This window comes from Curtobacterium caseinilyticum, from assembly GCF_030363035.1.
Taxonomy (GTDB): domain Bacteria; phylum Actinomycetota; class Actinomycetes; order Actinomycetales; family Microbacteriaceae; genus Curtobacterium; species Curtobacterium caseinilyticum.
This window is the reverse complement of the sequence record NZ_JAUCMN010000001.1, coordinates 460337-479364: the sequence shown is the minus strand read 5'-3', so window position 1 is coordinate 479364 and position 19028 is coordinate 460337. Positions and strand designations below refer to the sequence as shown.

Sequence of the window (19028 nt, the reverse complement as noted above, 5' to 3'; positions counted from 1 at the left end):
CAGGGGTGACGACCGGCGCGCGGCCGGCTCAGTCGACCAGGCGCAACCAGACCGCGCCGAGCGGCGGCACCACCACGTGCGCCGACGCTGGTCGCCCGGCCCACGGGGTCTCGTCCGCGGTGACCGCACCGTAGTTGCCGACACCGGAGCCGCCGTACTCGGCGGCGTCGGTGTTGAGGACCTCTTCCCAGGTGCCCGCGGTCGGCAGGCCGAAGCGTCGCTCGACCGGAACGCCGGAGAAGTTCACGAACACCGCGAGCCGCTCGTCGCCGTCCTTGCGGAGGAACCCGAGCGTCGAGTGCGGAGCGTCGCCGCCCTCGATCCACTCGAAGCCCTCGGGAGACGAGTCGTGCTTCCACAGCGCCGGCGTCTGGCGGTACACGCGGTTGAGCGACGCAACGAGGTCCTGCACACCGAGGTGTCCGGGATCGTCGAGCAGCCACCAGTCGAGCCCGCGGGCCTCGGACCACTCGGACGGCTGGGCGTACTCCTGGCCCATGAACAGCAGCTGCTTGCCGGGGTGTGCCCACATGAACGCCAGGTACGCGCGCACGTTGGCGAGCTTCTGCCACTCGTCGCCCGGCATCTTGCCGTGCAGCGATCCCTTGCCGTGCACGACCTCGTCGTGGCTGATCGGCAGGGTGAACTGCTCGCTGAACGCGTACACGAGCGAGAACGTGATCTCGTCGTGGTGGTAGGACCGGTACGCGGGGTCGCGCTCGACGTACTGGAGCGAGTCGTGCATCCAGCCCATGTTCCACTTCTGACCGAAGCCGAGGCCACCGGCGCTCGTCGGCTGGGTCACGCCCGGCCACGAGGTGCTCTCCTCGGCGATCATCACGATGCCGGGGTAGCGCTTGTACGCCGTGGCGTTGGTCTCCTGCAGGAAGGAGATCGCCTCGAGGTTCTCGCGGCCGCCGTGGATGTTGGGCAGCCACTCGGTCCGCGAGTAGTCGAGGTACAGCATCGAGGCCACGGCGTCGACGCGGAGGCCGTCGATGTGGAACTCCTCGAGCCAGTACAGTGCGTTGGCGACCAGGAAGTTGCGCACCTGCGGGTGCCCGAAGTCGAACACGTACGTGCCCCAGTCGAGCTGCTCACCGCGGCGCGGGTCGGGGTGCTCGAACAGGGCGTAGCCGTCGAACTTCGCGAGCGCCCACTCGTCCTTGGGGAAGTGGCCGGGCACCCAGTCCATGATGACGCCGATGCCCGCGGAGTGCAGCCGGTCGATCAGGTAGCGCAGGTCGTCCGGCGTGCCGAAGCGCGCGGTCGGGGCGTAGTAGCCCGTCACCTGGTAGCCCCACGACCCGCCGAACGGGTGCTCGGCGAGCGGCAGGAACTCGATGTGCGTGAAGCCGAGGTGCTGCACGTGGCCGATGAGCTGGTCGGCGACCTCGCGGTAGGACAACCCCGGACGCCAGGAGCCGAGGTGCACCTCGTAGACGCTCATCGGCGCGTCGTGCGTGGTGGTCCGTGCGCGACGCTCCATCCAGGCGGTGTCGCCGTCCGACCAGGTGTGGTCGGACGCGGTGATCACCGAGGCCGTCAGCGGCGGGACCTCGGTGCGACGTGCGAACGGGTCGGCCCGCTCGACCCAGCCGGAGTCGGTGAGGATCTGGAACTTGTAGCGCTGGCCGACGAGGGCGCCGGGCCAGAACAGCTCCCACACGCCGAGGTCGTTCAGGCGGCGCATCGCGGTGGTGCGGCCCTCCCAGCCCTCGAAGTCGCCGATCACGCGGACGGCGGTCGCGCGCGGCGCCCACACGGTGAAGGCCACGCCGTCGACGCCGTCGACGGTGCGGACGTGTGCGCCGAGGTGCTGCCACAGCTGCTCGTCGCGGCCCTCGCCGAACAGGTGCAGGTCGAGCTCGCCGATGGTCGGCGGGAAACGGTAGGCGTCGTCGGTGGTCCAGGTCGCGTCGTCCGCGTCGGTGGAGTCGTCGAGGTCGTAGTCGGCCTCGACCCGGTAGCGACCGAGCTGCCCCGCGGTGGCACCGGCCCACAAGCCGTCGCCCTCGTGCGTCAGCTCCACGTCGTCACCGTCGGGTCGGACGATCCGGACGGCCGACGCCAGGTGCCGGACCACCCGGACGCTCGTGCCGCCGTCGACGGGGTGCGGGCCGAGCACGTCGTGGGGCTGGGACCAGCGGCCCTCGGCGACCTGCTGTCGGAGCCACTCCTCGACCGGAGCCGGCCGGGGGCCGTCGGGCGAGGACGCTCCGCTGGACGGGGTGGCTGCGCCGCCCGCCGTGGCGTCGGCGACGAGCTCGGCGGCAGTGGGGGTCACCGGGGTCGAGCCCTCGGTGAGCGGAGCGTCGGCGCCGTCGGACGCAGCCCCGGCGGTCGGGGAGTCGTCCGTCGCCTCCGGACGGGCTGCGCCGGCGAGGGTCGCCGACTCGTCCACGCCTCGGTCGGGAGCCTCGGCGGCGGCGGGGGCCGCGCCGGGCAGGTCCTCGCCGGGGGCGGAGACGCGCGGCTCGTACCGTGGCCCCGCGTCCTCGGTCGCGGGGACTGCACCCGGGCGCACCCGGGTCACGGGCGGCGGGGGCGGCGGCACGGGCGGGACGCTCGGTCCCTGGCCTCGGGACGGCGTGGCGGGGGTGGGACGGTCGGAGCCCATCGGCGGGGTCCCCTTCGGGTCGTGGTCGGTCATCGGTGCGGTCCTTCCACGACGAGCAGGTGCACTGGCTCCTGGAAGGCGTCCAGACGGACGTAGTTCGACGCGCCCCAGACCCAGCGCTGCCCGGTGACGACGTCGCGGACGTCGAACAGGCCCTCGGTCGGCAGACCGAGCGCGGCCAGGTCCAGGTGCACGGTGGTCTCGCGGGCGGAGTGCGGGTCGACGTTCGCGACGACGATCACGGTGTCGGCACGGCCCGAGCGGATGAACGCGCCGGGGAGGTGCTTCGAGTACACGACGATCGCCGGGTCCTCGGCGGTGTGCACGTGCAGGTTCCGCAACTGACGGAGCGCGGGGTGCGCCTGTCGGAAGCGGTTGAGCATGGTGACGTAGGGCGCGAGCGACGCGCCCTCGGCCTCGGCCAGGGCGAAGTCCCGCGGCTTGTACTCGTACTTCTCGTTGTCGATGTTCTCTTCCGAGCCCGGGCGGGCGACGTCCTCGAAGAGCTCGTACCCGGCGTACATGCCCCAGGTCGGGGCGCCGGTGGCGGCGAGTGCGGCGCGTACCTTGTAGCCGGCACGCCCGCCGAACTGCAGGTACTCGGTGAGGATGTCGGGTGTGTTGACGAAGAGGTTCGGTCGCAGGTACGCGCTCGTCTCGTGGCTGAGCTCGGAGAAGTAGTCCTCGATCTCCTCCTTCGTGTTCCGCCACGTGAAGTACGTGTAGGACTGCTGGAACCCGGCCTCGGCCAGGGCCCGCATCATCGCCGGACGCGTGAACGCCTCGGCCAGGAACACCGTGTCCGGGTGCTCGTCGCGGACCTCGCGGATGACGCGCTCCCAGAACCACAGCGGCTTGGTGTGCGGGTTGTCGACGCGGAAGATCCGGATCCCGAAGGAGATCCAGTGCCGGAGCACCCGCAGGACCTCGGCGACGATGCCCTCGGGGTCGGTGTCGAACTGGATCGGGTAGATGTCCTGGTACCGCTTGGGCGGGTTCTCGGCCGTCGCGATGGACCCGTCGGCGCGGACCGTGAACCACTCCGGGTGCTGCTCGACCCACGGGTGGTCCGGCGAGCACTGCAGGGCGAAGTCGAGGGCGACCTCCATCCCCGTGTTCTTCGCCGTCTCGACGAAGTCGCGGAAGTCGTCCTCGGTGCCGAGGTCGGGGTGGATGGCGTCGTGCCCGCCTTCCGGCGCGCCGATCGCCCATGGACTGCCGGGGTCGTGCGGCCCGGGGGTCAGGGTGTTGTTCGGGCCCTTGCGGGCCGTCGTGCCGATCGGGTGGATCGGCGGGAGGTAGACCACGTCGAAGCCCATGCGCGCGACTGCCGGCAGGCGGCGTGCGGCGGTGCGGAAGTCGCCGCTCCGCCACGAGCCGTCGGGGTTCTTCTTCGCCCCTTCGCTGCGGGGGAAGAACTCGTACCAGGCACCGACACCGGCGCGCTGGCGCTCGACGTCGAGCAGCTGCGTGGGGGAGTGCGTCCGGAGCGAGGTCAGCGGGGAGTCCTCGACCTCGCCCGTGATCCGCGCGTCGTCGACCGCGGCCAGGCGCTCGGTCGGCTCGAGGTCGGTGTCGCGCAGCTGCTCGGCAGCGCGGACGGCCGCCGACGAGTCCGTCTCCGTCGCCAGGCGGTCGAGGAGCAGGGCGCCGTCGAGCAGGGTCGCCTCGGTGTCGACGCCGGCGGCGATCTTCAGGCGCGCGGCGTGGAGCCAGGTGGCCCAGTCGTCGGAGAAGGACTCGACGTGCCAGGTCCAGACGCCGACGTGGTCGACCTGCACGGTCGCCTCGTAGCGGTCGGTGCCCGGCGCACCGAGGAGCATCGGGACGGTGCGGGTGCCACCGTCCGGGCGTTCGAGGACGAGGTCGGCGCCGATGACCCCGTGGCCCTCGCGGAAGACGGTCGCGCCGAACGTGATCACCTCGCCGTCGAACGCCTTGCCCGGGAACCCGTTCGGGGTCGTCGGCGCGAGCTGGGTGATCGGGATGCGTCCGATCTTCGGTCGGCGGGGTCGATCTGCGGTGGCCACGGAGGTGACGCTACCCGGCTGGCGCGTCCGCGTTCTCCGGAACGCGTTCCCTGTGCACCGCCGGGCGTGCCGAGCGGCCTGTGCAGGACGGTGAGGAGCGTCGGCGACCGCCCCCGCACCCGCACCCGCGTCGCCCCCCGCGGTGCGCCCTACGCGACCTCGAAGACGTGGATGCCCGGGCCGTAGGCCGTGAAGACCTGCCCGCCCGGTCGGAGCCGCTCGTGGTCGCGGTGCTTCTCGCTCGACCACGCCAGCCGGTACCCGAGCACGTCCTGCCGCACCGGCAGCGTCAGGTCCCGCGTCCGGCCGCTGCCGTGCACCACGACGAGCACCCGGTCGAACGGCTCGTGCTCCGGCGTCGACTCGGCGAAGTACTGCACCACGCGGTGGATCGGCTGGTCCCAGCCCTCCGGCGTCATCGGCTGGCCGTCCGGCCCGTACCAGGACATGCGGGTCGCCCCGGGCGTCTCGCGCCCCTCGGCACCGAACCGGGTCGGCCGCAGTGCGGGGTGCGCCGCGCGGAGTCGGGTGAGCGCGGCGACGACCTCGGTCATGGCCTCGGCGTCCTCGTCGTCGCTCCAGTCGACCGGCGTCAGGTCACCGGACACCACGTAGGCGTTGTTGTTGCCGTGCTGGGTGCGGCTCCGCTCGTCGCCTGCGGTGAGCATCGGCACACCCGCCGACAGCAGCAGCGTCCCCACGAGGTTCCGCATCGACCGGCCGCGCGAGGCCCGCACGCCCCGGTCGGCCGTGTCCCCCTCGATCCCGTGGTTGAACGAGCGGTTGTCGTCGGACCCGTCGCGGCCGTCCTCGCCGTTCGCGTCGTTGTGCTTCCGGTCGTACGACACCAGGTCGAGCAGGGTGAAGCCGTCGTGGGCCGTGACGAAGTTGATGCTCGCGAGCGGTCCGCGGTCCTGCCCGAAGGTGCTGCGCGAGCCGGTCAGGGCGTCGGCGAGCCGTCCGATGCCCGCGTGCGGGGTGCCGTTCCGGCGTTCCTCGGCGATGTCGGTCAACCAGAACTGCCGCACGGTGTTCCGGAACCCGTCGTTCCACTCGCTCGTGCCGACGCCGAACGCACCGGTCCGCCAGCCGTCCGGGCCGACGTCCCAGGGCTCGGCGACGACCAGCACGTCCTGCAGGTCCGGGTGCCGGCGGATCCGCTCGAGCAGCGGGTGCCCCGGGTCGAACGCGTGGCGCTCGTCCCGCGCGAGCGCGGCCATCAGGTCGAAGCGGAAGCCGTCGACCTGGACCTCGCGGGCCCAGTAGCGGAGGCTGTCGAGGACCAGGTCGGCGGTCGCCTCGACCGAGGTGTCGAGCGTGTTGCCGCAGCCCGTCGTGTCGTAGTAGGACGTGCCGTCCGCGGTCCACCGGTAGCGGTCTGCCCCGTCGAGCCCGCGGAGCGACGTCGTCGGCCCGCCGAGGCCCTCCTCTGCCGTGTGGTTGTAGACGACGTCGAGCACCACCTGGATGCCGGCCTCGTGCAACAGCCGCACCATGCCCTTGAACTCACGCAGGACGGCCGAGGCGCCGGCTGCCCGGGCCTCGGCTGAGGCGTACGCGGCGTGCGGCGCGCAGAAGCCGAGCGTGTTGTAGCCCCAGGCGTTCTCCCGTCCGGCGGCGCGCAACCACGCCTCGGTGTCGAACGCGTGCACGGGCAGCAGCTCGAGCGTGGTCACACCGATCCGGCGCAGGTGCGCGATCGTGCTCGGGTGCGCGACGCCGGCGTACGTCCCGCGCAGGTGCTCGGGCACCGCAGGGTTGGCCGCGGTCAGCGTGCGGACGTTCGCCTCGTACACGACGACGCGGTCGAGCGGGACGTCGGGCTTCCGGACGTCACCCCAGTCGAACGCCTCGTCGACGACCACGCTCGTCCAGCGCGGCGCGGCCTCGTCCCCGCCGACGGGGTCGACGGGCACGATGCCGCGGGCGGCCGGGTCGAGCAGGGCCCGCGTCGGGTCGAAGTCGTGCCGCGGGCCCTCGGGGCCGTCGGCGAGCAGGTGGTAGCGATCGCCGGCACGGACACCCGGCGTCGCGGCGGCCCACCGATCGGTCCCCGGCTCCCGCTCGAGCGGGTACCCGGTCGTCGAACCGTCGTCGTGCACGACCACCAGGGTCACTCCGGTCGCGGCCGCGGACCGCACCGAGAACCGGGGCGTGCCGTCGCCGAGGCGGAAGCCGGGGGTCTCGTCGGTCGCGGTGCGGTGCATGACGACCAGGGTACGAGGACCCGCGGCTATCCTGGGGACGCTCGACGACGGAGGTGCAGTCATGTCGGTCTACCTCGACCACGCCGCGACGACGCCCGTCCGGCCCGAGGCGCTCGCCGCCTTCACCGACGCGCTCGCGACCGTCGGCAACCCGTCGTCGATCCACAGCGCCGGGCAGCGGGCGAAGATGCTGCTCGAGGACGGCCGCGCCGCCGTCGCCCGGTCGCTCGACGCCGAACCGGTCGAGGTCGTCTTCACCTCCGGCGGCACCGAGAGCATCAACCTCGCGATCAAGGGCATCTACTGGGCGCGCCAGCAGGACCGGCGCCGACCCCGCATCGTCGTGCCCGCGGGGGAGCACCACGCCACCGTCGACACCGTCGAGTGGCTCGAGCGCCACGAGGGCGCGGTCGTCGACGTGGTCCCGCTGGACGCGCAGGGTCGCGTGGACCTCGCCGGCCTGGAGGCACGGCTCGCCGACGCCACGGACGTCGCCCTGGTCACGTTCCTCTGGGCAAACAACGAGGTCGGCACCCTGCAGCCGGTCACCCGGATCGTCGAGCTCGCGCACGCCGCGGGCGTGCCCGTGCACAGCGACGCGGTCGCCGCCTACGGGCAGGTCCCGGTGTCCTTCGCGGCCTCCGGTCTCGACGCGCTCAGCGTCTCCGCGCACAAGATCGGCGGTCCGGTCGGGATCGGCGCGCTGGTGCTCGGTCGACGGACCACCGTCGAGCCGCTCCTGCACGGTGGCGGTCAGCAGCGGCAGGTGCGCAGCGGGACGCAGGACGCCCCCGCCGCGGCGGCCTTCGGGGTGGCGGCCGACGCCGGGCTGCACGACGCGTCGGCGCTGCGCGACCGCCTGGTCGCCGGCGTGCGCGAGGCCGTGCCCACTGCGGTGCTCATGGGCGACCCGGTCGACCGGCTGCCCGGCAACGCGCACTTCACCTTCCCGGGCTGCGAGGGCGACTCGCTCCTGTTCCTGCTCGACGCGGCCGGGGTCGCCGTGTCGACCGGCTCGGCGTGCCAGGCCGGGGTCCCGGAGGCGTCGCACGTGCTCCTCGCGATGGGCCTGGACGAGGACGAGGCGCGGGGTGCACTGCGGATCACGCTCGGGCACACGTCGACCGAGGCGGACGTCGACGCGTTCCTGGCGGCCCTGCCCGAGGCGGTCGCCCGTGCCGGCGCAGCCGGCATGGCGTCGCGGGCGCCGCTGCTCGGACGCTGATCGACCCGGTCCGCACGTCCCTCCACAGCGGCCACCCGCCGGACGGCGGTCCACAGGGTGGGGTGGGGCGGGCCTCCCGGGCGGTGCGCACCGGTAGGATCGTGGACCATGGTCGAACTTGACTTCACCGAGCAGCTGTCCGCCCTCCGCGAGACCTTCGGCAACATCCGCTCGGTGGTCGACGTCGACCGGCTGCAGCGCGAGATCGCCGACCTCAGCGAGCAGGCGGGAGCCCAGGACCTCTGGGACGACGTCGAGCACGCGCAGGAGGTCACGAGCGCCCTGTCCCACAAGCAGGCCGAGCTCCGCCGGATCACGGACACCGAGCAGCGCATCGACGACCTCGAGGTCCTGGTCGAGATGGCGAACGAGGGCGACGACCAGGAGTCCGCGGACGAAGCGGCCGCCGAGCTCAAGGCGATCCAGAAGACGATGGGCGACCTCGAGGTGCAGACGCTCCTCGACGGCGAGTACGACGACCGTCCGGCCGTCATCACCATCCGCGCCGGCGCGGGTGGGGTCGACGCCGCCGACTTCGCCGAGATGCTCCTGCGCATGTACCTGCGCTACGCCGAACAGCACGGCTACAAGACCACGGTGATGGACACGTCCTACGCCGAGGAGGCGGGCATCAAGTCGGCCACCTTCGAGGTCGACGCCCCGCACGCCTTCGGAACGCTCTCGGTCGAGGCGGGCACGCACCGCCTGGTCCGCATGTCGCCGTTCGGCGCCGCGGGCAAGCGCCAGACGTCCTTCGCCGCGGTCGAGGTGATCCCGCTCATGCCGGAGACCGCCGCGATCGACATCCCCGAGAACGACATCCGCGTCGACGTCTTCCGGTCGTCCGGCCCCGGCGGTCAGTCCGTCAACACGACCGACTCCGCCGTGCGCCTGACGCACATCCCGACCGGCACCGTCGTGTCGATGCAGAACGAGAAGTCGCAGATCCAGAACCGCGCCGCCGCCATGCGCGTGCTCCAGTCGCGCCTGCTGCTCCTGAAGAAGGAGGAGGAGAACGCGAAGAAGAAGGAGCTCGCCGGCAACATCACGGCGAGCTGGGGCGACCAGATCCGCTCGTACGTCCTCGCGCCGTACCAGATGGTGAAGGACCTCCGGAGCGAGTACGAGGTCAACAACCCGTCGGCGGTCTTCGACGGCGACCTCGACGGCTTCATCAACGCGGGCATCCGGTGGCGCAAGCAGGGCGACGATTCCTGAGCGTCCTCGCGGGGGAGCTGAGCCGCGCGCCTCGGTTGACTTCCGGCCGGCCCGACCTACCCTGATCCGGTCATGATCAAATTCGACCAGGTCACCAAGGTCTACTCGGGCAACCCGAGTCCTGCGCTCGACGACGTCTCCCTCGAGATCCTCAAGGGTGAGTTCGTCTTCCTCGTCGGCGCGTCCGGCTCCGGCAAGTCGAGCTTCCTGCGCCTCGTGCTCAAGGAGGAGAAGCCCTCGCGGGGTCAGATCCACGTGCTCGGGCAGCGCCTCGGCGCGCTCTCGTCGCGCAAGGTCCCGTACTTCCGCCGCAACCTGGGTGTGGTCTTCCAGGACTTCCGTCTGCTGCCCAACAAGAACGTCTTCGACAACGTCGCGTTCTCGCTCCAGGTGATCGGCAAGAGCAAGGGGTTCATCAGCGAGGCCGTCACCGACGTGCTCAAGCTCGTCGGCCTGGCAGGCAAGGCCACACGCATGCCGCACGAGCTCTCCGGTGGTGAGCAGCAGCGCGTCGCGATCGCCCGCGCGGTCGTCAACAAGCCGGCGATCCTGCTGGCCGACGAGCCCACCGGCAACCTCGACCCGACGACCTCGGCCGGCATCATGGCGCTCCTCGAGCGCATCAACCAGGGAGGCACGACCGTGCTCATGGCGACGCACGACGCCAGCATCGTGAACCAGATGCAGCGCCGGGTGATCGAGCTGTCGAACGGCACGGTCCTCCGTGACGAGCAGTCCGGCGGGTACCAGACGCAGGCCCTGCCGATCCAGCGCGGCGGCGGTGTCTCGAACACCACCGGCATCCAGACCATCCCGGGGCTCATCCGATGAGGCTCGGTCTGGTCATGTCCGAGGTCGGCTCGGGCCTCCGTCGCAACGCGTCGATGGTCGTGTCCGTCGTCCTCGTCACCTTCATCTCGCTGACCTTCGTGGGCACCGCGATCCTGCTGCAGATGCAGATCAACCAGATGAAGGGGTACTGGTACGACCGCGCGCAGGTCGCCGTCTACCTCTGCACCGACACCGACACCACGGGCAACTGCACGGGTGCGAAGGCGACCGAGGACCAGCGCGAGCAGGTCCAGGCGCAGCTCGAGTCGTCGACGCTGAAGCCGTACATCGAGAAGACGTACTACGAGGACCAGGACCAGGCGTTCACCCGCTTCAAGCAGCAGTTCAAGGACTCGCCCGCCACGGAGTTCGTGAAGCCCGAGTACCTCAACGAGACCTTCTGGGTGAACCTGAAGAACCCCTCGCAGGCCGACGTGCTCGTCGAGAGCCTGTCGAAGGTCGCCGGCGTGCAGAGCGTCGTCGACCAGCGCGGGTACCTGCAGCCGATCTTCAACCTGCTCAACGCGTCGTCGTACACGGCGATCGGCATCGCGTCGCTGATGCTCGTGGCCGCAGTGCTCCTCATCGCGACGACGATCCGACTGTCGGCGTTCAGCCGTCGGCGGGAGCTCGGCATCATGCGCCTGGTGGGTGCGTCGAACCGGTTCATCCAGACGCCGTTCGTGCTCGAGGGCGTGATCGCTGCAGCCATCGGGGCGGTGCTGGCCGGCGGTGCCATCGTCGCCGTGGTCTGGTTCTTCGTCCGGAACTACCTGGCGCAGCGGTTCTCCGGCACGGCCTTCATCGGCATGGGGGACGCGGCTGTCGTCGTACCAGCGGTGATCGTCATCGGTGTGCTCCTGGCCGGGGTGTCCGCGTTCATCGCGATCCGTCGGTACCTGCGGGTCTGACCGGTCGACGACGACCGCGGCACGCCGGGAAGGTGCGCCGCGGTCGTCGTGTTCACTAGGCTGTAGGGCTGCGCAGCGCAGTACCGGGGTCATCCCCGGAACGAAGGGAGTCACCATGGCGAAGGAACGCGGCGAGAAGATCGTGGCGACCAACCGTCGCGCGCGCCACGACTACCTGATCGAGGACACGTACGAGGCGGGCATGGTGCTGTCCGGCACCGAGGTGAAGTCCCTCCGCGAGGGGCGCGCGTCCCTCGTCGACGGGTACGCCTTCATCGACGCCGGTGAGGCCTGGCTCGACTCGGTCCACATCCCCGAGTACACCGAGGGGACGTGGAACAACCACGCGCCGCGACGGAAGCGCAAGCTCCTCCTGCACAAGCAGCAGATCGTCAAGATCTCGCACAAGACGGCGCAGGGCGGCTACACGCTCGTGCCGATGAAGATCTACTTCCACGACGGACGCGCGAAGGTCGAGATCGCGGTCGCGAAGGGCAAGCGCGAGTTCGACAAGCGCCAGGCCCTGCGCGAGAAGACCGACAAGCGCGAGGCCGAACGTGCCATGCGGTCGCGCAACCGTCTGGGGGAGTGAGCCGTCGGCGAACGCCGCTGGCATCGTCCAGCACTCCCCGCTAAGCTGGGGCACTGCTCCCCTTCCGGAGCATTGGCAACTCAACAGCGTGACAGCGGCTCGCACGTTCCGGCCCGTACGGGGATGATCGGTTTCGACATTGCCTGTGTGCCGACGGGAAGCGGGCCGAGGACCCACGGTCATCTCGTGAACGATCCGTGGAAAACAACAAGTGCCAATTCCAAGCGCACTGACTTCGCTCTCGCTGCGTAAGCAGCCCAGCACATGAAGTCCGTCGGCCAGGTGATCGTCTTCTAACCTGAGTTCCGGCGTCATCCAGAGGACTTGCTGCACGGTTGCGCCTCAGGGCCGTGCGGGACTTGCACTGAGACTGGGCCCGTCGTCCTAGAAGCCGGTAGCAAAGGACGGGGCCGAGCAGAACGCATCATCCGGATACGCCCGTAGAAGACGTCGAACCGCAGCGATGGACGGGGGTTCGATTCCCCCCATCTCCACCATCGCCGGACGTCGGACCGCTGTCACGCAAGAGCCTCCCGAGCGCCCCGTCGTCGTCCCCTGGACGTCGGCGGGGCGTTTGCTGTTGCCGGGGGTCTCGAGGACTACTGTCCGGGTCAGGTGCGGGACCAGCCCGTGTCGTTCCCGAACGAGAGGCCACACGTGGTGCAGGAGATCGCGATCCGAGTCCGTCTGCGCGAGCAGGACCGTCTGGGGTTGGCGGAGTACGAGCGGATGGTCGGCTCCGTCGCGACCGTCGCGGCCGTGGTCGCGTGGCTGCCCACGCCGGACGAGCGCTTGGTGCTGCGTGGCCGGACCGCCGAGCCGGTGCGACTCGAGACGGTGTCGTACGGCGACGTCTTCGAGATGCTCGTCGTGCTCGACCAGGACTCCGCCGAGGTGGAGCGGGCGGCTGCGGCCGTCGCGGCACTCGTGGCATCGGTGCGCGACGAGGAGGTCGCGGACGACGTCGCCGGGATCGCGGGGGAACTCGACCGCCTCGACCGGTCCGCTCCGCGGGGGCGCTCCACCGTCGAGCGTTCTCTCCGCTCGTTCCTCGAGGGAGCGCGCGCGGACGTCCTGGCGCGCAGGACCACCACGAAGGTCCGTGCGGCGCAGGCGCTGCTGCGGCTCGCCGAGGACGGCGCCGAGCTGGTGGTCGAGCGGGTCGAGGACGCGCTGGCACCCGTCGTCGACGAGCAGCCCGTCGAGGTGTTCGCAGAGTCCGGGAGCGCCGTGGTGGTCGAGCCCGCCGAGGGTCTCGCACCCTCCGGCGTGCGCGCTCCCCGAGCGGAGGAGCAGTCGGACGATGAGGAGCAGTCCGACGCGGGGCAGTCCGACGATGAGTCGGGCACGGAGGAGTCGGGCAAGAAGAAGCACGACGAGAAGAAGCACGACGAGAAGAAGCACGACAAGAAGAAGCACGACAAGAAGAAGTCCGACGCGAAGAAGTCGGGCAAGAAGAAGTCGGGCAAGAAGAAGGACAAGAAGAAGTAGACCCGACCGCTCCGGCAAGACGCAACGTCGGCGGTTGCTCGCAGCGGTACCGCGCTGCGAGGAACCGCCGACGTTGCGTTTCGCGGAAGAGAGGGTGCGCTCAGAAGTCGAACAGGTTCGCCCGCAGGCCCCCGTCGCCGTACTCCCGACGGAGCAGCCCTCGGCGGCGGAGTGCCGGCACGAGCTCACCCGTCATCCGGTACACCTGTGCCGGGTGCAGGTCGCCGGACAGGATGAAGCCGTCGTTGTCGGCGTCGGCGCCGAGCTCCTCGGCGAAGTCCGCGAACTCCTCCGCCGTCCCGACGAACCCCTCGCGCGTGCTGATCCGCCCGAGCCGCGCCTTGCGGGTGAGGAGTTCGCGCAGGGGCGCGTCCGGAGTGTCGCCGAGGAGGCCGCGGATCGTCCCCGCGGACACGTGGTCGCCGAAGGTACCGGCCGGGACCGGCGCGTCGAGGTCCAGCGCGAGCAGGTCCGTCTCGGAGTCGCTCGACCAGGCGACGGCAGCGGCGCGCAGGTCGGCGTCGGACGGGTGCCGCGACGCCGCGACGAGCCGGTCGGCCTCGTCGGGCGAGGACACCACGACGGGCTTGAGCACGAACAGCACACGGACGTCGTCACGGGTCCGCCCGGCGTCGGCCGCTGCCGTCAGCACCCGGGACCGGTACGAGCGCACCGCATCGGCCGTCAGCGGGGCGAGGGCGAGTTGCACGTCCGAGTGCGTGCCGGCGAACCCGAGGCCGCGCCCCGACCCGCCGGGGGAGACGACGACGGGATCGGAGTCGAGCGGCAGCGCGTTGAGCGGCCCGGCCGCGGTGAAGTACGCCCCCTCGTGGTGGAACGCGTCGAGGGCGTCGCCGTCCGCGAAGTGCCATTCCGTCGGATCGCCGACGTAGCCGTCACCCCACGAGTGCCAGAGCCGACGGAGCAGCGTGATCCACTCCTCGGCGCGGTCGTAGGCGGCGTCGTGCGGCAGCGGGGCGGCTCCGACGTGCCGTGCGCTCCCGGTGTCGGTGACGACGTTGAGCCCGAAGCGGTCCGAGGACAGGTGCGCGAGGCTGGCCGCCTGCCGCGCTGCGAGGTACGGCGGCGTGATCCCCGCGTTCACCGTGGGGGCGATCCCGATGTGCTCGGTCGCGGCGAACAGGTACGGCGCGAGCAGCAGCGGGTCGTGCTTGGGACCGCCGTAGGCCTGGCGGATGCGCAGGTCCAGGGTCGCCGGGCTGCCGAGCGAGATCGCGTCCTCGGCGATGACGAGGTCCATGCCGGCCTGCTCGAGTGCCCGGACGGACTGCTGGTACAGGTCCGGCTTCGTCCAGTCGTGGCCCCAGTCCCAGTCGGCGCGGCCCCACGCCTGGGGACCGAAGCCCCGCGAGAAGAAGTACCCGAAGTGCTGCAGGTCGGCCACCGTCAGACGTCCTCGGCGACGACGTGTCCCTGCGGGACGGTGTGTGCGAGGGTGGCGACCGCCGAGGCGGGGGTGGGACGGGCCTCCAGGCCGGCCAGCGCACCGTCGGTGGCCGCGCGGACCGCGGCCAGGCCGCGTTCCAGGTCGCGGAGCAGGTCGGCGACGTCCTCGATGCCGATCGACAGCCGGATCAGCCCGTCGTCGATGCCGAGCTCGGCACGCTCGGCCGCGGTGCGTCCGGCGTGCGTCGTGGTGGCGGGGTGCAGCACGAGCGAGCGGACGTCGCCCAGGTGGGTCATCCGGCTGAACAGCTCGACCGCGTCGATGAACGCGCGGGCCGCGGGCTCGCCACCGGCGAGCGTGAAGGCGAAGACGGATCCGGCTCCGCGGGGTAGGTAGCGTTGGGCGAGGTCGTGGTACGGACTGGAGGCGAGACCTGCGTGGTCGACGCTCGTCACCTCCGGCTGCTGCTCCAGGAAGGACGCGACGGCCAGCGCGTTCGCGCTGTGCCGCTCGACGCGCAGGGACAGGGTCTCGATGCCCTGACGGAGCAGGAAGGCGTTGAACGGCGACGGCGAGGGGCCGATCCGGGAGGCGACGACGTCACGGGCGAAGACGACGAACGCGCGGCTGCCGTGGCGCTCGACGTAGCTCTGGCCGCCGAGCGACCGGTCCGGGGTGGTCAGGTGGGCGAAGCGCTCCGGGTGGCGCGCCCAGTCGAACCGGCCGCCGTCGACGACGAGGCCGCCGAGGCCGGCTCCGTGCCCGGACAGGAACTTCGACGCGGAGTGCACCACGATGTCCGCGCCGTGCTCGACCGGCCGGACGAGGTACGGCGTCGCGAGGGTGTTGTCGACCACGAGCGGGACGCCCGCACGGTGCGCGGTGTCGGCGACGCCCGAGATGTCGAGGACGTCGTTCTTCGGGTTCGGGATCGTCTCCGCGAAGAAGAGCTTCGTGTTCGGTCGGACCGCGCGGGCCCACGCGTCGAGGTCGCGCTGGTCGGCCACGAAGTCCACCTCGATGCCGAGGCGGGCGAGGTTCTGCAGCAGCAGGCCCTTCGTGCCCTCGTAGATGCTCCGGGCACTCACCACGTGGTCGCCCGCCTGGAGCAGCCCGAGGAGCGCGACCGTCACCGCCGCCTGGCCGCTGCCGACCAGGATCGCCTCCGGGCTCCGCTCGAGCAGCGCGACGCGGCGCTCGACGTCCGCGTTGGTCGGGTTGCCGAGCCGCGTGTAGGTGTAGCCGTCGTCGGTGCCGGCGAACCGGTCGCGGGCCTGGTCGAAGTCGTCGAAGAGGAAGCCGGAGGACATGTGGATCGCCGGTACCCGGGCACCGTGGGCGGTGTCGGGCAGGAACCCGCCGTGCACCTGCTCGGTGGCGAAGCCGTGGCCGTCGTCCGTCATGGGTCCTCCTGGTGTCCTCGGTCGTGCGGGTACTCTCGCAGGCTCCACTGCGCGGTGGGGTGTCCGCGTCGTCCGGTTACGAGGGGCCGCTGCCGACGGCGGGGGCGTCGCGCGCCTCACACCAGCGCGCGCACCCCCGCGACCACGGTGTCCCACGTCGCGAGCAGCGGATCACGGGCGAGCCACACCGCCACGGCGTTCACCACCGCGAACAGCACGAACCAGCCCACGGCGGGCACCCGCATCTCGGCGGCGGCGATGTGGAAGTCGGTCTGCACCCGAGCACCGGTGAGGAGCCACCGTGCGACGTGCACGAGCGAGCGGAGTCCGTCCACCACGAACGCGGCACCGACCGCCGCGACGACGAGCACGGTCGCCTCCGACGGGCGGACGGCCACCCAGAGCGCCAGGGCGTCGAACCCGAGCACCACGAGCACGCCGAACCAGTTCCGCACGAACGCCAGCGCGACGAGTCCGACGACCGCGAGCACGGCGACCGGCAGCCACCGCGATCCCTCCAGCACCCCGGTCACCAGCAGGACGCCGGCCCAGAGCGGTGCGCTGTAGCCGGCGAACAGGTTGAGGACGCGGACGAGCCACCGGATCCCGCCAGGCACACGGCCGAGGCGGACCCAGGCCTCGCCGGAGCCGTCGGGGTGCAGGTCGATCCGGTCGATGCGTCCGCCGAACGGCACGACCACGACGCAGTGGCCGACCTCGTGCACGATCGTCGCGGCGATGCGGGCGACCCGGCCGAGCAGGGGCACGAACGGCAGGACGGCGCCGACCAGGACGGCGACGAAGAGGAAGGGCGGGGCTGCGGCGGTCAAGGCACCAGGATCGCAGCCGTCGCGAGGAAGCAGCTGGGCGTCCGACGCACCGGTCAGGTGATCGCGTCCACCACGACGAGCACCACCACGACGACGGTCGCGACGACGGCGAGCACGGTCAGGACGGCGAGGAACACCGTCGCCCGGTTCCGGTGCGTGTGCCTGGCTATCGGACCGTCACCGACCTCGCGCGGTCGTGGGGCTTGTCGACGTCGCAGCCGAGTTGCAGCGCGAGCTCCCGGGCGAGCATCTGGAGCGGCACCACCGCCTCGATCGGACCCCACGGCGCGACGGACCGGCCCCACGCCAGGTCGGTGGCGTCGGCCGGTCGTGCCACGGCCGGCACGTCGGACCCTGCACCGCCGATCGTCACGACGAACCCACCGCGTGCACGCACCTCGGCGATCGCCGACTGCAGCCGCGGGTCGCCGTGGTCGACGACCACCACGGGGGTGCCGTCGTCGACCAGGGCGAGCGGGCCGTGCTTGAGCTCACCGGCGGGGGAGGCCTCGGCCCAGCGGTAGCTCAGCTCCTTGACCTTCAGGGCGCCCTCCGCCGCGTAGGGCAGTCCCGGTCCGCGACCGAGGAAGAGGAAGCCGGGGGCGTCCCGGACGGTCGCGGCGAGGAGCGGCACCCGGTCCGCCGCGACGACCGCCGCGGCGGCCATCCGCTCCGGCAGGCGGGCGAGGTCGTCGACGAGCGCGACCGCGCGGGACGGTTCGAGCCGACCGGACGCGACGAGGGCGGACACGACCGCGGTGACACCGACGACCACCTGCGCGGTGAAGCTCTTCGTCGCCGCCACCCCGACCTCGGGCCCGGCGTGGCAGTCGAGCACGGCGTCCGCGCGCCGGGCGAGCGACGAGTGCACGTGGTTCGTGAGCGCGAGCACGGGGTGCCGGTCGTCGAGCCGGTCGAGCGCCCGGAGGACGTCGGCGGTCTCGCCCGACTGGCTGATCGCGAGGACCAGGGTGCCGGGGCCGAGCACGACGTGCTCGACCTCGCTCGCGACGACGGTGTCGGTCGGTACCCCGCCGAGCGAACGGACCGTGTTCGCGATGACCTGGCCGGCGTGCAGCGAGGTCCCGCACGCCACGACGGCGAGCCGGTCGAACGGCGGGAGCCCGAGGCCCACCCACGTGCTCCCGTCCGCGGTCCGGTGGCGCACGCGCGCGAGGACGTCGGCGACGACGCCCGGCTGCTCGTCGATCTCCTTCGCCATGTGGTCCGGGTGCGCGCCGAGGTCGACGGCGGTCTGGGCGAACGGGGAAGCGGTCGGGAACGGTACGGGCACGGCGATGCCCTCGGAGGACCAGCTCCACGCCTCGCCGAGCTCGACGACGTCGCCGTCACGCAACGGGACGAAGGTCTCGCACCACTCCGCGATCGTGCCGACGTCGCTCGCCACGAAGTCGCCGCGGGTCGACCGTGCGGCCACCAGTGGCGACCCGTCGGCCGCGGCGACCATGCGGCCGTCACGGGCGTCGAGCACGACGAGCGCCCATGAGCCCTCGAGCTGCGCCACGGCGATCTGCACGGCGAGCATGAGGTCGGGGTCCACGCGGAGCGCTCGTTCGACCAGGTGGCCGATCACCTCCGAGTCGACGTCCGACCGGAACACGTGGCCCTGCCGCTCGAGGGTCGTGCGGAGTCGGTCGGCGTTCTCGATCGTGCCGTTGTGCACGACGCTGATGCGGCGGGAGCAGTCGGCGTGCGGGTGTGCGTTCTCCTCGCGCACCGTCCCGCGGGTCGCCCAGCGGGTGTGCGCGATGCCCACCCCCGTCACCGCGTCCGCCGCCGGGGCGGTCGCCGCGAGGGCACGGAGGTCGTCGACCCGTGCGACCGACCTGACGGTCTCGATGCGCCCAGCGGCGCTGCGCACCGCGATGCCGACGGAGTCGTACCCCCGGTACTCCATGCGTCCGAGCCCGTCGAGCAGGAAGGGGGTCGCGTCGTCGGCGACGCGGGCCGCGATGATGCCGCACATCTGGTGTCCGTTCGGGTGGGGGACCGGGCCGCGGGGGAGGTCCGGGAGCGGCACCGACCGCCGTCGGGTCTGCCGCGGGTCCGGGGCCGACGACCGGACGGGCCCCGTCCACGGATCAGGCGGGGACGGGAGGGTGCGGTCGGCGGATCGGGTACCGGACGTTCGGGGAACGCGGACTGGCCCTCCGTGGAGGACACGGCGGTCGGTGCACGAGAAGCCTCGCCCGGCGCCGCCTCCGGGACAACACCGCGCCCCCGCTCTTGCGGTTCACCGCG

At 71.8% G+C, this 19028-nt stretch carries 13 protein-coding genes and 1 other RNA gene; 7 read left to right on the top strand and 7 right to left on the bottom strand.

Features of this window, described 5'->3' with window-relative positions:
- Positions 1-28: 28 nt before the first annotated feature.
- From glgB to QUG93_RS02140, 3 genes are all read right to left on the bottom strand, one after another.
- Positions 29-2653, bottom strand: a complete 2625-nt coding sequence (glgB, locus tag QUG93_RS02150) for a 1,4-alpha-glucan branching protein GlgB (RefSeq protein WP_289471961.1) — start codon at positions 2651-2653, stop codon at positions 29-31.
- Positions 2650-4650: an alpha-1,4-glucan--maltose-1-phosphate maltosyltransferase gene (locus QUG93_RS02145; protein WP_289471960.1), complete on the bottom strand. Its 2001-nt coding sequence runs from the start codon at positions 4648-4650 to the stop codon at positions 2650-2652. Before QUG93_RS02145 ends, glgB begins: the two co-directional genes overlap by 4 nt.
- Positions 4651-4799: 149 nt before the next feature.
- On the bottom strand, positions 4800-6857 hold the full coding sequence (locus QUG93_RS02140; protein WP_289471959.1) for a glycogen debranching protein: 2058 nt from the start codon (positions 6855-6857) through the stop codon (positions 4800-4802).
- A 61-nt stretch (positions 6858-6918) separates the two neighbouring features.
- On the opposite strand from QUG93_RS02140, the gene QUG93_RS02135 reads away from it, so the two are divergent.
- From QUG93_RS02135 to QUG93_RS02105, 7 genes are all read left to right on the top strand, one after another.
- Complete coding sequence (locus tag QUG93_RS02135; RefSeq protein WP_289471958.1) at positions 6919-8082, top strand: cysteine desulfurase family protein; 1164 nt, start codon at positions 6919-6921, stop codon at positions 8080-8082.
- A 108-nt stretch (positions 8083-8190) separates the two neighbouring features.
- Positions 8191-9300, top strand: a complete 1110-nt coding sequence (gene prfB, locus QUG93_RS02130; RefSeq protein ID WP_289471957.1) for a peptide chain release factor 2 — start codon at positions 8191-8193, stop codon at positions 9298-9300.
- A gap of 72 nt (positions 9301-9372) precedes the next feature.
- A complete protein-coding gene (ftsE, locus tag QUG93_RS02125) occupies positions 9373-10131 on the top strand; it encodes a cell division ATP-binding protein FtsE (protein WP_289471956.1) in 759 nt (252 codons plus the stop codon).
- Complete coding sequence (gene ftsX, locus QUG93_RS02120; protein WP_289471955.1) at positions 10128-11042, top strand: permease-like cell division protein FtsX; 915 nt, start codon at positions 10128-10130, stop codon at positions 11040-11042. The genes ftsE and ftsX overlap by 4 nt, the downstream gene beginning before the upstream one ends.
- A 115-nt stretch (positions 11043-11157) precedes the next feature.
- Complete coding sequence (smpB, locus tag QUG93_RS02115; protein ID WP_289471954.1) at positions 11158-11634, top strand: SsrA-binding protein SmpB; 477 nt, start codon at positions 11158-11160, stop codon at positions 11632-11634.
- 119 nt (positions 11635-11753) lie between these two features.
- Positions 11754-12131, top strand: a transfer-messenger RNA (tmRNA) gene (ssrA, locus tag QUG93_RS02110).
- A 160-nt stretch (positions 12132-12291) separates the two neighbouring features.
- Positions 12292-13125 (top strand): hypothetical protein, encoded by an 834-nt coding sequence (locus tag QUG93_RS02105; RefSeq protein WP_289471953.1) that lies wholly within the window; start codon positions 12292-12294, stop codon positions 13123-13125.
- Positions 13126-13225: 100 nt separating this feature from the next.
- On the opposite strand, the gene QUG93_RS02100 is transcribed toward QUG93_RS02105, so the two are convergent.
- The 4 genes from QUG93_RS02100 to glmS form a co-directional block, all read right to left on the bottom strand.
- Positions 13226-14530, bottom strand: coding sequence for an LLM class flavin-dependent oxidoreductase (locus QUG93_RS02100; RefSeq protein WP_289471952.1), 1305 nt, complete (start codon positions 14528-14530; stop codon positions 13226-13228).
- 2 nt (positions 14531-14532) lie between these two features.
- Positions 14533-15936: an O-acetylhomoserine aminocarboxypropyltransferase/cysteine synthase family protein gene (locus tag QUG93_RS02095; RefSeq protein WP_289471951.1), complete on the bottom strand. Its 1404-nt coding sequence runs from the start codon at positions 15934-15936 to the stop codon at positions 14533-14535.
- 116 nt (positions 15937-16052) lie between these two features.
- Positions 16053-16766 carry a M50 family metallopeptidase gene (locus QUG93_RS02090; protein WP_289471950.1) on the bottom strand — a complete coding sequence of 238 codons (714 nt, stop codon included), beginning with the start codon at positions 16764-16766 and terminating at the stop codon, positions 16053-16055.
- Positions 16767-16932: 166 nt separating this feature from the next.
- Positions 16933-18753: a glutamine--fructose-6-phosphate transaminase (isomerizing) gene (gene glmS, locus QUG93_RS02085; protein ID WP_289471949.1), complete on the bottom strand. Its 1821-nt coding sequence runs from the start codon at positions 18751-18753 to the stop codon at positions 16933-16935.
- Positions 18754-19028: the final 275 nt, after the last annotated feature.

What these genes read in the sequence shown, in the direction of transcription:
- glgB (WP_289471961.1), bottom strand. Translation starts at nt 2,653, where the DNA reads ATGACCGACCACGACCCGAAGGGGACCCCGCCGATGGGCTCCGACCGT.
- QUG93_RS02140 (WP_289471959.1), bottom strand. Translation starts at nt 6,857, where the DNA reads ATGCACCGCACCGCGACCGACGAGACCCCCGGCTTCCGCCTCGGCGAC.
- QUG93_RS02135 (WP_289471958.1), top strand. Translation starts at nt 6,919, where the DNA reads ATGTCGGTCTACCTCGACCACGCCGCGACGACGCCCGTCCGGCCCGAG.
- prfB (WP_289471957.1), top strand. Translation starts at nt 8,191, where the DNA reads ATGGTCGAACTTGACTTCACCGAGCAGCTGTCCGCCCTCCGCGAGACC.
- ftsE (WP_289471956.1), top strand. Translation starts at nt 9,373, where the DNA reads ATGATCAAATTCGACCAGGTCACCAAGGTCTACTCGGGCAACCCGAGT.
- ftsX (WP_289471955.1), top strand. Translation starts at nt 10,128, where the DNA reads ATGAGGCTCGGTCTGGTCATGTCCGAGGTCGGCTCGGGCCTCCGTCGC.
- smpB (WP_289471954.1), top strand. Translation starts at nt 11,158, where the DNA reads ATGGCGAAGGAACGCGGCGAGAAGATCGTGGCGACCAACCGTCGCGCG.
- QUG93_RS02095 (WP_289471951.1), bottom strand. Translation starts at nt 15,936, where the DNA reads ATGACGGACGACGGCCACGGCTTCGCCACCGAGCAGGTGCACGGCGGG.
- glmS (WP_289471949.1), bottom strand. Translation starts at nt 18,753, where the DNA reads ATGTGCGGCATCATCGCGGCCCGCGTCGCCGACGACGCGACCCCCTTC.